Annotated in this window: 15 protein-coding genes; 6 read left to right on the top strand and 9 right to left on the bottom strand. The window is 47.8% G+C overall.

Annotated features, from left to right (window positions below):
* The first annotated feature begins 37 nt into the window (after nt 1-37).
* Nucleotides 38-625 (top strand): TetR/AcrR family transcriptional regulator, encoded by a 588-nt coding sequence (locus tag AC0YNS_RS04870; RefSeq protein WP_475779881.1) that lies wholly within the window; start codon nt 38-40, stop codon nt 623-625.
* Between the two features lie 41 nt (nt 626-666).
* On the opposite strand, the gene AC0YNS_RS04865 is transcribed toward AC0YNS_RS04870, so the two are convergent.
* The gene (locus tag AC0YNS_RS04865) at nt 667-1,083 is read right to left on the bottom strand and encodes a DUF1801 domain-containing protein (RefSeq protein ID WP_475779880.1); all 417 of its coding nucleotides are present in this window, start codon (nt 1,081-1,083) and stop codon (nt 667-669) included.
* Nucleotides 1,084-1,169: 86 nt separating this feature from the next.
* Nucleotides 1,170-2,060: a phytanoyl-CoA dioxygenase family protein gene (locus tag AC0YNS_RS04860; protein ID WP_475779879.1), complete on the bottom strand. Its 891-nt coding sequence runs from the start codon at nt 2,058-2,060 to the stop codon at nt 1,170-1,172.
* 128 nt (nt 2,061-2,188) lie between these two features.
* Here AC0YNS_RS04860 and AC0YNS_RS04855 point away from each other — a divergent pair, with 128 nt between their 5' ends.
* The gene (locus tag AC0YNS_RS04855) at nt 2,189-3,043 is read left to right on the top strand and encodes an AraC family transcriptional regulator (protein ID WP_475779878.1); all 855 of its coding nucleotides are present in this window, start codon (nt 2,189-2,191) and stop codon (nt 3,041-3,043) included.
* Between the two features lie 37 nt (nt 3,044-3,080).
* On the opposite strand, the gene tatC is transcribed toward AC0YNS_RS04855, so the two are convergent.
* Together tatC and AC0YNS_RS04845 are read right to left on the bottom strand one after the other, a co-directional pair.
* A complete protein-coding gene (tatC, locus tag AC0YNS_RS04850; protein WP_475779877.1) occupies nt 3,081-3,815 on the bottom strand; it encodes a twin-arginine translocase subunit TatC in 735 nt (244 codons plus the stop codon).
* Nucleotides 3,816-3,832: 17 nt separating this feature from the next.
* Nucleotides 3,833-4,063 (bottom strand): MerR family transcriptional regulator, encoded by a 231-nt coding sequence (locus AC0YNS_RS04845; protein WP_475779876.1) that lies wholly within the window; start codon nt 4,061-4,063, stop codon nt 3,833-3,835.
* A 376-nt stretch (nt 4,064-4,439) separates the two neighbouring features.
* Here AC0YNS_RS04845 and AC0YNS_RS04840 point away from each other — a divergent pair, with 376 nt between their 5' ends.
* From AC0YNS_RS04840 to AC0YNS_RS04825, 4 genes are all read left to right on the top strand, one after another.
* Nucleotides 4,440-6,044 (top strand): flavin monoamine oxidase family protein, encoded by a 1,605-nt coding sequence (locus tag AC0YNS_RS04840; protein ID WP_475779875.1) that lies wholly within the window; start codon nt 4,440-4,442, stop codon nt 6,042-6,044.
* 25 nt (nt 6,045-6,069) lie between these two features.
* Complete coding sequence (locus AC0YNS_RS04835) at nt 6,070-6,627, top strand: RidA family protein (protein WP_475779874.1); 558 nt, start codon at nt 6,070-6,072, stop codon at nt 6,625-6,627.
* A gap of 33 nt (nt 6,628-6,660) precedes the next feature.
* A complete protein-coding gene (locus AC0YNS_RS04830) occupies nt 6,661-6,843 on the top strand; it encodes a twin-arginine translocase TatA/TatE family subunit (protein WP_475779873.1) in 183 nt (60 codons plus the stop codon).
* 276 nt (nt 6,844-7,119) lie between these two features.
* Complete coding sequence (locus tag AC0YNS_RS04825; protein WP_475779872.1) at nt 7,120-7,920, top strand: DUF2935 domain-containing protein; 801 nt, start codon at nt 7,120-7,122, stop codon at nt 7,918-7,920.
* On the opposite strand, the gene AC0YNS_RS04820 is transcribed toward AC0YNS_RS04825, so the two are convergent.
* The 5 genes from AC0YNS_RS04820 to AC0YNS_RS04800 form a co-directional block, all read right to left on the bottom strand.
* On the bottom strand, nt 7,917-8,534 hold the full coding sequence (locus tag AC0YNS_RS04820) for a histidine phosphatase family protein (protein ID WP_475779871.1): 618 nt from the start codon (nt 8,532-8,534) through the stop codon (nt 7,917-7,919). The two genes, AC0YNS_RS04825 and AC0YNS_RS04820, sit on opposite strands and share 4 nt — an antisense overlap.
* 427 nt (nt 8,535-8,961) lie before the next feature.
* Nucleotides 8,962-10,281 carry an MFS transporter gene (locus AC0YNS_RS04815; RefSeq protein WP_475779870.1) on the bottom strand — a complete coding sequence of 440 codons (1,320 nt, stop codon included), beginning with the start codon at nt 10,279-10,281 and terminating at the stop codon, nt 8,962-8,964.
* A gap of 135 nt (nt 10,282-10,416) precedes the next feature.
* Nucleotides 10,417-11,361 carry a glycoside hydrolase family 43 protein gene (locus tag AC0YNS_RS04810; RefSeq protein ID WP_475779869.1) on the bottom strand — a complete coding sequence of 315 codons (945 nt, stop codon included), beginning with the start codon at nt 11,359-11,361 and terminating at the stop codon, nt 10,417-10,419.
* Nucleotides 11,362-11,385: 24 nt separating this feature from the next.
* The gene (locus tag AC0YNS_RS04805) at nt 11,386-13,230 is read right to left on the bottom strand and encodes a glycoside hydrolase family 127 protein (RefSeq protein ID WP_475779868.1); all 1,845 of its coding nucleotides are present in this window, start codon (nt 13,228-13,230) and stop codon (nt 11,386-11,388) included.
* Nucleotides 13,231-13,274: 44 nt separating this feature from the next.
* On the bottom strand, nt 13,275-13,988 hold the full coding sequence (locus AC0YNS_RS04800) for a phytanoyl-CoA dioxygenase family protein (protein ID WP_475779867.1): 714 nt from the start codon (nt 13,986-13,988) through the stop codon (nt 13,275-13,277).
* Nucleotides 13,989-14,021 lie beyond the last annotated feature (33 nt).

Genomic DNA, 14,021 nt, shown 5'->3' with positions numbered 1-14,021 from the left:
TGTTCAGAAACTTAAGGTGAGGGGAGGTCATTCTAACGTGACAGTGACCAAAATAGACAGAAGATCGATGAAGACTAGGGAAGCCATTTATCAAGCGCTGATAGAATTGATGACCGAGAAAGACTTCGATGCAATAACGATTAACGATATCTCGACTAAAGCCGACATTCACAGAGGTACCGTCTATCTTCATTATTCGGACAAATTTGATTTGCTCGACAAAGTGATCAAAGCTCATTTGGGTAATATGATGAAATTTTGCATTCTATCCAAACTACCGGAAGAGAAATTAGAACTTGATCGTTCCCTTCTGCAGATGTTTCTTTACTTTGAAGCACATTTTTCTTTCTATTACACCATCCTAACGCACAAAGGGATCACAAGTTTTCAAGAGCAATTGATTCAACTGATCAAAGACGGAATCGTGGAACGATTGAAAGTAAATGGGAATTACGAGGAAGGTGACAAAGAGGTTGCCACTCAGTTTCTGTTATCTGCCTACGTCGGAGTAGTGGAATGGTGGATCAAAAACAAGATGCCCCTGCCACCGCGCACTGTTGCCGAGCAATTATGGGACATGTTAGATCGGTACGATGCGCAAAAAACCTCCACATGCGGCTCTTAACCGGCATGGGAGGTTGGATTGCGATACTACTGGCGCTTCATTCATTCGTACTTCTCACGAACATATGCGAGCGTATTTTGGATAAGCTCTCTCATGACCTGAACATCAATATCGGCTATTTTATTGATGTAGACACATGATTTGCCTGACGTATGTTTGCCCAATCGCTGCAGTAATTCTTCCCGCTGGGGGTCATCCGGAGCAAAATACAAGCTGATCTTGGCTTTACGCGGCGAATAACCCACATACGGCGCATCACCCTCATGACCGGATTCATATTTGTAGTGATACGAACCAAATCCGATAATGCTCGGTCCCCACATCTTCGCTTCAAATCCGGATTCTTCCGCAAAAATATCCAGCAGCCTATAGGCATCTTCGCGTTTTGCTGCACTCTCCACATTCTCAATAAACTCCAGAACGCTGCTGTCCGTTTCCTTCGTCTTTGTTTCGTACATGAACGGAGTCTCTCCTTCACCTTGCTCATCGTCTATTGGCGCTTCTTTCATTATAAACGAAGTGCATGGTCAATAACCAAGCATTGTTACTCAAGCCCCCAGCCCTTACGTGCTTCAGCCATCGTTTTCTTACGTTCATTCGATGAATCGGCACCTTTGTGACCAATGGGATCTTTCCCAATCCACCGCATATCCTTCGGATCAGATTCTAATTGATAGCGCGTGTCTGAGCTTAACCGATAACGATCTGTATTATTATCGAGCGATGCATGCATCGTAAACATGCCGAACATGATAATGTCACCGGCCTCAAAATCAGTCGTTCCCCAGCGACCGCCAAATTTGTCCACAATCTCATAAGGATCGCGGCTGAACAACGAATCCTTAACCGGTCCTGAATCAGAGTCAACCTGCCCGTAAGTGTTCTTCACCTTGTCCCAATGCTGTGACCCGAGCGCGATCGCCAGCGTCCCTTGCTCCTTCGCTATATCACCGAACGCAGTCCATACCGTATACAGATTTTGTGTTCCTCTCCCCATGTACACCCGATCATAATGTGCGCCTGTATTAGCTCCGCGTTGAATGGCTCGAATCCACTTATGATCATAAGTGATCGACTCTCCTCCCAGAAATTCATTGAAGAACGTCATCAGTTTAGGTGAGTTGACGACATCGAGAAACGCAGGCATCCGCTTATAATCCAGCCCCAAAGCGCGATTCTCCGGCCCAATCCTGCCTTCCTCCATTGGCGAATGAGGATTCAAGCACCCTGCCTCTGACAACTGCTGCAGGATATCCATTCGGCCTCTCATAACAGCATCACGGTCGTGAAATGAGCGCAGCAGCAAATAGCCGTCCTCATGCAATCTGTTTTTTAGGGCATCGATATTTCCAAGCAATGCATTGGAGTCACGAAGCTCAGTCAGATACTTGCTGTTCCACTCCAGCTTTTGTTTGCCCATCGATAAATTCGTCATCGCGATTCTCCTCGTTTGTGCGGTTTATAGCTTGATTTTATGCAGAATCGATGGAACCGTATATGAACAATTGCGTGGTGAATTTACACTTTTGTGTGGTAATCTAAGATTACCTACTCGAAGAGGGCGTGATTCGCATCCAAGCTTCTCAATATGTGTTTAATCATCATGCTCCTCCCATTCATCTGCATTTCTACGGACAATCGGATTGCTTGCCCGGACATTCGTATGGACCGGCTATACGAGATCACTACTTGTATGTCTTCGTGAAGCATGGCAAAGGCGTCTACCGTTCGAATGATACGAACTACGAATTGAAAGCGAACGATAGCTTCCTCCTGTATCCGCAGCAAATAGGATTCTATCAAGCGGACCAGCAAGATCCGTGGAGTTACATGTGGATCGGTTTCAACGTCAGCCAGCGTGATTCGTTAGCGCAGTTTGCAGGCATTACGCCGGAAGCCCCCGTCATTACGCATGAATCTCCAGCTGCTATCACTTCTCTCTTCCAGCAGTTATTCGACATCCAAGGAAGTCCAGCCTATACTGAATTTCTGGTAACTGGACTTATCTATCAATTGTTTGCTACTGTCATGAAAGACACGGCGTATCGCGAACCGATCTCCCGGAGCACCTCTACTGCAGATGTGTATATCGCCAAGGCAATACAATTCATCACCGATAATTATGCTGAACCATTATCTGTCCCGATCATTGCAGCACAGCTCGGTTTGGAACGCAGTTATTTTACGAAAATGTTCAGAGGGCACGCGGGGGTATCGCCTCATGCGTTTCTGATACAGGTACGCATGAATAAGGCAGCCGAGCTGCTGGACAAAACTAATTTGTCCATTGAGCATATTGCCTACTCAATTGGCTTTAATAACATCAACTACTTCTCATCCGCTTTCACTCGCTTGTTCAAGATCAACCCCTCTGCGTATCGGAAACAGCGGAAGAAGCAGGACATTATTCGTGAATAAACAATGAGCGCCCCGTCATTAATGCGGGGCGCTCTTCTTATAACGAGCCGGAAACCTCAGCTCCGGCATTTATTCTTCTTCTCCCGTAGACGATGCGTGAGAGCACAACACTGATTTCATAGAGAATGACAAGCGGGATGAAAACCATCAAGTGCGAGATGAGCTCTGGAGGCGAGATCAGACTGGCCACGATAACAAGCACCAAATACGCATACCTCCGCATCTTGTGCAGCACCTGCGGCGTCAGCACGCCGATCTTCGTCAAGAACATCACAACGACCGGAAGCTCGAAGGCTACGCCAAGCGGAATGACGATATTGAACATGAAACCGAAATATTGCGCGACGCCGTAAGTCTCCACCAGCTCCATACTTGTCGTGATCTTGGAAGTGAAGTCGAAGCTCATCGGAAATACGATCATATACCCGAATGCCAGCCCAATCAAGAAACAGACCACGCTGTAAGGGACATAACGAAGTGCTGCCGAACGTTCTTCAGGATGCAGCCCCTTCCTCACGAAGCTCCACAGCTGATACAGAATAAAGGGAAGGGATATCGCCAGTGCGAAGACAAACGCAATTGTCATGTACATCCGAATGCCATCCCATGGCGAGAACACGTTCCAGGTGATGTCCGAGCCCGGCGGCACGCTTTTTAAATACCGAAGCACTTTAGGCGATACATATAATCCGACTCCAAGTGATAGCAGCACGACAGCGAGTATCCGCCATATTCGTCTTCTCAGCTCAATAATGTGCGACATTATTGTCATCGTCTCTCCGCCGCTCCTCATTCCCCGCACGCCCTTCCGGCTTTTCTAAGCTCAATCGTATGAAATCCATCCCTGAGCTTCATGTTGATCTCCTTCACTCTTTCCACATCGTCGAATGAAAATTTGCGTGCCCCGCCTTTAGTCCGTACAGGGAAAATCAACTGCTTCTCCTCGTAATAGCGAATCTGTCTTTCCGTCAATCCTGTCAAGTCGCACACAGTACCAATGCTCATTACCTTGTCATTCATTGCTGGCAGCCTCCCTAGACTTCAAGTATTTGATCGTCGAAAGTGCTTCTGACAACTTCGAATGTTAGAAAACATTACATAAACCTTCTTGGGTCGAAATGTTAACACCATCTCTTGGAATGTTCAATGGGACGGATTACCCAACATAACGGTTTAACTGGTAAATACTACCTTGTCCACTCTCGCAAACTTCAATTGAAACCCGCATTAAATCAACATTTACTGTAAGGGAATTGTAATTCGATTCATTTATTCTATCATCCATATAAATTTTATTGATGTTAGATTTTCTAACAAAATATTGGCGCTTCCGAAAAAATCCATGATACATTTCTCGCAGAGTCGAACAGACGATCTACCAAAGGAGCTGAAGCACATGGAAACGAAAGAATCTCCAAACGAAGTGTCGCGCAGACAATTTCTGACGACAGTCGGCAAGATCGGCGGTGCTGCTGCCGTATTCAGCGTCATGGGTACGATGGGCCTCTTCACGCCGCAAACGATGAAAGCGGCTGAATACACGCCTCCCACCAGCTGGGATCTGAAGGGGACGAACCGCTCCGGCAAGAAAATCGTCATTCTTGGCGCTGGCGTTGCCGGCTTAACAGCCGCTTACGAGCTGGGCAAAGCCGGTTATGATTGCACCATTCTCGAAGCTCGCGCTCGTTCAGGCGGTCGAAACTGGTCCGTTCGACGAGGCACCACGGTGACAGAAGTCGGCGGTCAGAAGCAGGTCGCGCGATTCGATGATGGTCATTACTTGAATGCAGGTCCCATGCGTATCCCGCAATTTCATGTCACGATGGACTATTGCCGGGAATTCGGCATTCCGATGGAGCCCTTCAATAACGTAAACGATAGTGCGTATTATTACAATGAGAAGGTCGGTGCCTTATCCGGCACTCGGGTCCGTAAACGCGCCGCGAAAGCCGATGCGAGAGGCTACATCAGCGAGCTGCTCGCCAAAGCCGTCAATCAGCCCGGCCTTGATTTACCGATTTCACCGGAAGAGAAAGAGAAAGTCGTCGCTTACCTTCGCTCCGAAGGCAACTTGGATGCGGATTTGTTCTATAAGGGGTCGTCACGCGGCGGCTACAAAGACGAGCCTGGTTCAAGGCTCGATGCCGGCGTCATCCGCGATCCATTCGATATGAAAGCCATCATTAATTCCGGTTTCGCCAATTATTTCAGCAGCGAGTACAGCTATGATCAGCAGATGATGATGTTCCACCCAGTTGGCGGCATAGACGCCATTCCGAAGGCTTTTGAGAAGCGGCTTGGCAATCGGATCAAGCACAATATGGAGGTAACCGAGATCAAGCATGTCGGGGAGAAAGTCCAAGTGTCCTACACCGACCTGTTAAGTGGAGAGGCTAAGCAAATCGAAGGCGACTTCTGCATCTGCACGATCCCCTTGTCCGTGCTGAAGACGATCAAACATGACCTCTCTTCCGAGATGACCAAAGCGATCAATAACACCAGTTACGCGAACGCCGGCAAGATCGGACTGCAGTTCAAGCGCAGATTCTGGGAAGAAGACGATCAAATCTATGGAGGTAACACGCTGACGAACTTGGATATCTCCTCCATCTATTACCCGCCTACGAACTATTTTGCCAAGAAAGGGGTACTGCTCGGCTACTACGCTTTCGGCGGAAGTGCTGACAAGTTCGGAGCGCTCAACTTCCAGCAGCGCGAAGCGCTTGCACTGGAACAAGGCGCTAAGATTCATCCGCAATATTACAGCGAATTCGAGTCTTCGTTCTCCGTGAACTGGAAAACAATCAAATATAACATGGGAAGCTGGGTTTCCTATTCCTCCGAGGAACGAAAAACCAACTATCCCGTACTCTGTAAGCCTGATCGCCGCGTCTATCTCGCAGGAGAGCATATCAGCTACATTACGGCTTGGATGGCAGGAGGCATTGAGTCCGCACGGGAAGTTGTCACCGACATCCATGAGCGTGTTATGAAAGAATAGACCACACATTCGGGAGGGAAGAACCATGAAATTGAAACGCAAGGTCAAAATCGCCGTCTTCACCGTCGTTATCTCTTCCTTGGCAGCTACCGCAAGTGTATATGCCGCTATTACGCCGCACAAATATCCACTCACACCTATTCATGAGCCTGAATTCTATGGCAGCCCGCAATCCTCTATCTCAAGCGCGGTAGCCATGCCAGCCGGAACGGCTACCTTCGAGACTAGCGGCACTACGCCGGCAGTCATCAACAAGGATGGTAAAACCATCTACGAACGATACGGGGACACGGAAGCGCAAGGAACCAGCATTCTCCAAAATATCGAGAAACAATTGAAGGAGCAAGGGCTGACGATGAAGGATGTAACTTATCTGCGCGTGTATATCGCCCCAGATGCTGCCAAGGAAGGCAAATTCGACTTTGATGGCTGGTTTAAGGCGTACGCCAAATATTTCAACACCAAGACGAACCCGACCAAAACTGCGCGTTCCACTGTCGGAGTCGCCGGCCTCGTGAATGCCGACTGGCTGATTGAGATCGAAGCGGTAGCCGCATATCCGAGCAATCATAATCAAGACTAAGCCACTACAACTATTCGATAGGAGATGATTCGCATGTTGCAAAATATTGGTTTGCCGGGGCTTATGATGATCTTAGTTGTTGTTCTCATTATCTTCGGGCCATCCAAGCTGCCTGAGCTTGGTCGCGCCGTCGGCCGTACCTTGCATGAATTCAAGACCTCGGCGAAGGAGCTTGTCTCTGACACCAGAGAAGACGTTACGGACAATAAATCATGAATCATCATCTAATGTAGGATGGCAAAAGGCCGCCTTCGATTCTGCTACTAAGCAGCAGTCGAAGGCGGCCTTTCTATAAGTTGCTCATTTGCGTTTAAAGCTTTTATCTAAGCTAATTAAACCCATAACGACAATAAACATAAAGAAAAATATTATAATTGCAATATCCAAAACCTCCTCAATAATTCCTTTTTCAGTAAGTTGCAGCGGACAACATTTAACCTCCGACATCTGCCCATATGGTATTAATGGCAGACGAACAAAGGAGGTTATAACATGGCAGATAGCTTTGTCACGCAATCACTGGAAGAGATCCGTTTCTGGTCACGCATCATGAAGGAGCATTCTTTATTCCTTAAGCTTGGATTTCGTTGTGAAGATACACAGCTCATACAAGAAGCGAACGGATTCTATTCCGTCTTCGAACAGATTGAGGCCAAAGCGAATGCATTCCCTCTTACAACAGATCCTCAGGTAATCAGAGCGTTTAACACCGAGGTTTGTACGGCAGCATCTCATATTTGGGTATACAAACGCAAAATATTAGGGCTGATCCTTACATGCAAACTCCCAGGCGGCAACAATTTTCCTCTCTTAGTGGATCATGTAAGCCGGGAAGCGAATTATTTTCGAAACCGTCTTCATGAATTAAACGACGGTCAGCTGGAGCCGCTGCCGGATGCCATTATTGATGAGAACGTATTTTTTCTCAAGATTATGGCGGATCACGCCAAGTTTATTGGACATCTGCTGGATCCGTCTGAGCGCAAGCTGGTGGAGCAAGCGAGAGATTTCAGCCATGATTTCGATCAGCTGCTGTTTCAAGCACAGGATCTAAGCTCGATGCGTCCGCAGTCTCAAACGACGCCGCTGTTAACGCAGTTTCTGGATCAGAACCGGGTATCGGTTGCCAGTCTGCGAGATTTCAAGAAAACGGCTCGCGATCTCATAGAAGCTTGCCGGATCAAAAGCATTATCCACCCCCTCCTTGCTGATCACGTTTATCGTGAGGCGGAGCGGTTCTTGCATCTCATAGACCTCTTCGAGCAGAGGTTAGCCGGAGCTCCGGCGAGCTAAGCTTGATAATGAGAGACATCGCCATGGAGCTCGATCTGATACCCCTTCTTTGTTGTAACCACTTTATTCAACGAAGTAGGATGAATATGAGGCAGCGACCACAGTTGCTCCAGAGGATCCCCTTTGAAATGCGTCATGATTGTTTTCAATGTAACGGCATGCGTAACGATCAGAATCGTTCCGCCCTGATGCACAGCTTCTAATGCTTTTACTTTCGGAAGGACTCTTTCCCGCAATTGCACGAATGATTCGCCGCCATTGCTTGGCCGATACCGATGCGGGGTATTCCAAAAGGCGACATGTTCGTCTGGAAACGTTTGTTCAAGCTCCGTAAATTTCCGTCCTTCCCAAGTGCCTAAATAAATTTCCTTCAACTCTGCGCAAGGGATCAAATCCATGCTGCGAGTGCCTTTAATAATCTCAGCAGTACGTTGTGCTCTAGGACTTATACTCGTATAGATCGCATCGAAAGGAACGTCCTGCAATGATTTTCCTAACCAACCTGCTTGTAGCACGCCTAACTCCGTGAGGTCAGAATCCATGTGACCTTGCAGTCTACCTTCAACATTCCATTCGGTTTCGCCATGCCTTGTCAGATAAATCGTTGTTTGCAATGAAATTACCCCACTTTCGATCGACTATTAATAGTGGGATTTCGAGACACAAGCTAGTTATTCCTTTATTAGAGTCAATTTCTAATCCGTAACGGTTGTGACAGGGCTTGTTGAAGCTAAAATGCTCCTATTTTTTCTAACGGTTGCCACCGAGCTTTTTGCGTCATTTTCGGAAAGAAATCTACTAAATGGCAGCGAATAACGCGGCTCACAACCGTTAGAATTTAAAAAGTTGCTCCTTTCATGAAATAGCCACGCTGGCAACCGTTAGAGTTTAAACAGATACATGAAGAACGAAAATCAACCAAACATGCACTCAAGAACAGCGCGGCTGTGAAGCTCAAACAAACCGAATGCCACAAAGAAACCCAACGTTATATAACGTTGGGTTTCTTCCGCGACAGCTCATATTATGCTTCGATGGCCGTTAACCGAGCAGCTCTTTCTTCTTGTTGCGCACCATTGTCGTTAGCTCCGGCTTACCAGCAGGGTTACTGCTCAATAACATCGCACGACCCACCGTCATGGCAATGGCCAGCAGTACAAGCCCCATCATTGCGCTGAATCCGTACTGTTCCATCCATGTAGGCATAGTTCGCAGCTGATGATAGATTTCACCGCCAAGTATTGGTCCAATAAATCCGGTAAAACCGGTAAGCATCGCGTAAACCGCCACATAGATGGTACGCTCAGCGCTCGGCGAATCCTCAATGGTAAAGTTAAATGTCAGTTGAGTAAAACCGCCTGTGCCAATCCCCAACAATACATGCACGATAAACAACACCGGAATCGCGGGCAACCACGCAATCCCGCCCCATATGATGCAGGAGGCCGCAATAATCGGAAGCGTCCACATCAATGTTTTCTTCGTGCCATACTTTGCATTCAAATTACCCCATACATAATAGCTGATCATCATGACAATCATCTGAACTGTCGTAATGATCGACACCCATTGAATACTCACTTTAATGACGTCGAGCATCGCATAAGAGAATAGCGGTACCGCTACATTCTGAATAAAGATCCAAGCAGCCAGAAACAAGGTGGCTCGCATAAAGGAACGATCCTGAAGTGGTTTAAGCAACAGCTTCAGTTTCTGCGATTCCTTTGATTTCTCGAATGGAATATTCGGATAGCGGCACAAATGATACCCATTCCACACCATACAAACCGCTGCTATGGAGTAGAGGATGATAAAGCCTTTCTCCTGCGAATAATGCTCCAGCAACTGTCCGCCAAACAATACGGCCGCTGCTGCAAGGCCGCCTACGATTGTATTTCGAATGCCCATATAACGTCCCCGAACCTTAGCGGGAACCATATCCCCGATCAGCGACGCCCATATGACACCTGCAATGTTAGAGCATAGATACGAGAGCAAATACAGGATAATAAACGTATATACCCAGTAACTTTGCGGAAGCACAAACGGAATAAGTCCCGTCAGCACCCACAATAATCGATACAATACACCATACCCCAATACATACGCTCTGCGATTATCAACGTTATGCGTAACGATCGCGGTGAAGATCTGAGCCAAGTTGGCAAAGGCCGGAATGGCCAGTGCGAATCCGATCTGTGCGGCCGATGCACCCATATGGAGCATATATCCGGTTAGGAATGGCCCTCCAATTAAGCTGGCCAGCAGAACGCCTGAAATGCCTTCGTTTGTAATAATCTTCAAGTACTTGCGTTGATCTGAATCTTTGCGATTCCGAAAGAAAGGCAATTTCCAAGTCATGAGTCGTCCCTCTGTTGATGTCATTTCTATTTAGGTTAAACGATTCACCAACTTTTGTATAGCTAATTTCGAGCCATCGCCAAATAAAAAGAATCCGCGACAATCCGCGGATTCCATGCATACTTTGATCTGAACTTATAGCAATCGCTCACTTACACCCTCGAACGTAATCCGCACCGGCTCAATGCTGCCATCTTCTGTAAAATTCATGCGATCGATACATAGTTCACGATGATTACGATCCGTTTCAGTCAATGGCCTGCGGTGATACACGATATACCATTCGTCGGCACCCGGAACCTCGATGATGCCGTGATGACCGGCGCTTGTGGCGATCTCAGCATTTTGCTGCAAAATTTTGCCGACTCGTTCGAACGGACCCATTGGCGAGGATGAGACGGCATAGGCGACGGAATAATCCGGCTCTCCCCAGCCGCCTTCTGCCCACATGAAATAATAGTGACCATTGCGTTTAATCATACAAGGACCTTCTACGAAATGATCAGGTGTTATTTCTACGTAAGTGGACCCATCCTCGAATGAATCCAAGCTTATCATATCTTCATTCAGCTTCACGACATTGCAATGTCCCCAGCCGCCATAATACAAATAAGCAGCCCCGTCATCGTCAATGAATACATGCGGATCGATAGGTTGGGCTCCATGATAGAATTTATCGATCAGCGGCTTGCCGATCGCATCACGGAATGGGCCTTCCGGGCGATCGGAAACGGCTACTCCGATACCGCCAAGCTCATCGTTGCTCTGAATATCATTCGCTGCAAAATAGAGATAGTACTTGCCACCCCGCTCAATCGGAGATGGAGCCCACAGCGCGCGATTCCCCCAAGAAATGCTGCTCATTTCAAGAATATTCGTCACCTTAGTCCACTCTACCAAATCGGAAGAATGGAAGGCATCCAAATGCAGCTGTTCATCATACGGAGCTGAATACGTCGGATAAATCCAATAGCGGCCTTCAAAAATTCTAGCTTCCGGATCCGCATACCAGCCTGGCACGATTGGATTACCGGATAACTTCTTGCCTTCATTTGCAGATGTGCTGCCTGTAGTAGTCATTAGAATAAGTCCCTCCATAATCCTTTAATAACGATAGAGATGCGTAGTATGCTTCTCGCGAATCCAGACCTGCATATAGCCAGGCTCACGGTTGTCCCAAGCATAATAAGGGATGAAGCGAAGCGGTATACTTCCGGCTTCTCTATTGCTTACGGTCAGTACCGTAATACCACCGAGCAGCTCAGGCTCGTAATCGACGTAGATGGAATCCCGATCGGTAATCATACTATCGTCATAAGCCAGTTTCGAATTGTCTGCTTCTTCCAAACAGTATACAATCGGCCCTCGTTGCAAGGCAACCCGGCCTCGATTAGCCTCGACTTCGTTTCGCGCTCGCACGATTTCAACCGGCATATCCAGTTCCAGTTCAATGCTATCTCCGGCAGACCAATTCCGTTGTACCTCCAGATATCCTCGAACAGGCAGCGCCAACACGTTCTCACCGCCTATACGCAAGCTGTAGCCTCTACACCAGTCAGGCAAGCGAAGACGAATGACAAACTCCGCTTCTTGCTTCGGTTCCACCGTAATCGCAATGGACCCATCCCATGGATAGTTCGTTGTTTGTTGGAGCTTCACTTGATGCCCCTCGCCATCACCATAGGCGATCACCGCATCGCCGCTCATATATTGATTCACTACAATTCCTTCACCTGTGCTCGCATACGTATACTGCCCAATTGAAGGCAGGAAACGAACAAGGTTCGTCGGACAGCAGGAAGTGTGAAACCATTCTACGCGGTGATGTTCGCCTTTGGAGGCTAACGGATTCACGTAGAAGAACTTATCGCCGGAGAGCGATATGCCGGACAATGCGCCGTTATACAATTCCCTCTCTACCACATCCGCATATTTGGCATCGCCGAATAGCAAATTCATTCGATTATTCCAGAAAGCCATTGCAATGGCCGCACAAGTCTCGCAATAAGCCGATTCATTCGGAAGATCATAATCATGCGTGAAACCTTCGTTATGTACCGATGGCCCGATGCCTCCGGTCAGATACAAATTACGATCCACGGTATGTGACCAAACCCGGTGCAGCGCGCCTACATAAGCAGGATCGCCTGAAGCATGTACGACATCCGCCATCGCCGTATACAGATACATCGCGCGAACAGCATGTCCGGTTACCTTCTCAATAGCGCGCACCGGAACGTCGTCTTGGCAGTAAGCAGGTCCCCAATCCTCTTTGTCCCAAATCGCCCCGAACCCATGTCCGTGTCCCCGCTCTTCTAACAACCAAAGAGCAAGCTTCCAGTAACGCTCTTCTTGCGTAACGCGATATAACTTCACGAGGGCAAGCTCAATTTCCTCATGCCCTTCTACCCAATGCCGTTTACCTGGACCAAACAGGCTATCGTAATGATCCACCATACGGCAGGCAACATCGAGCAGCTCTCGTTTGCCTGTCGATTCGTAATATGCGACTGCAGCTTCAATCAGATGCCCGCCGTTATACATTTCGTGCTTCTCCATATCGGACCATTTGCGCTCTGAAGTACGCAGCGTATAATAGGTCGTTAAATAACCATCCGGCTCCTGAGCTGCTTGAATGAGAGCAATAATACGATCAAGCTCGGCTTCCAATGCAGGGTCCCGCTCCAGCATCAACGCGTAAGCGGCCCCTTCAATCACTTTGTACAAGTCAGAATCGTTGTAATACATGCCTTCGTGCTCGCCTTCCATCAGGTTGCCTGCTTTAGCGAAATTAGAGATGCGCCCAGTTGCTTCACATTGATCTAAGCAGGTACGAACAGTCACGTTCTTCAATACTTCCAGACGGGGACGCCAGAAAGCATCCTTAATCTCTACACTTGTAAAAGGAATACTCTTCCACCTAGGTAATGATGTTGCGACAGCTGTCAATCGATTCATCCTCTCTATCGATCCATTCTATTAATCCCTGCAAATCAATAGCCAAAATGACGATGGCCGGGCGATGCCGGCGGCAGCAATCGTTTCCGCTGTGCTTCAGGCAATGAATCCATGAAGTCCTGGTCGCGATTATGCTCACTCCAAGAAATCATCTCCGGTGCGAACTTAAACAGCAACGATCTGCGCTCATGCTCCGCTTTCCATGCGAATGTCCCGTGCGTAAGCGCTTCCGTAAAGATCAGAACGTCGCCCGCCTTCTGAGGAATATGTACGGTCGGCCCGATTTCCGAATAATCCAGATATTCCTTCGGTGTACGGTAATTGGATTTATGACTTCCCGGGATACAGCTGAATCCACCATCATCTTCACCGATATCTGTCAATGCATAGGAAACAACGGTGAGACCGCTATACATTTGATTATTGCGGAAGGTGTAGTATTGGCCCGGATCATACGGTGTAGCTCCGCCATGAAGTCCAAGCTGCGGCGCTCCTTTACGATGTATGATGGCATATTCGTGATCAAGTCTGTAATTCTCGCCTAAGATTTCATTTAAATGCGCGTTAAGCTTTGCGTCATCTATCAATGCACGGAAATCCTCGCCCCACTGCAGGATAGAATCTTCCGGCTGCGATTGGCGCTCCTCGACAATTCGATTCATCCGCTCAAGCTGCTCAGCGGATAATACGTTCTCCACGACCAAGTATCCCTGTAGATCAAATAAATAACGTTCCTTATTGTTCACCATACATCGCCTCCGACTGATTAGTTTCGACCTCAG

The organism is Paenibacillus sp. J22FR21, assembly GCF_056269135.1.
Note: the sequence above shows the minus strand (reverse complement) of the source record. Positions and strands in the feature narration are given on the sequence as shown.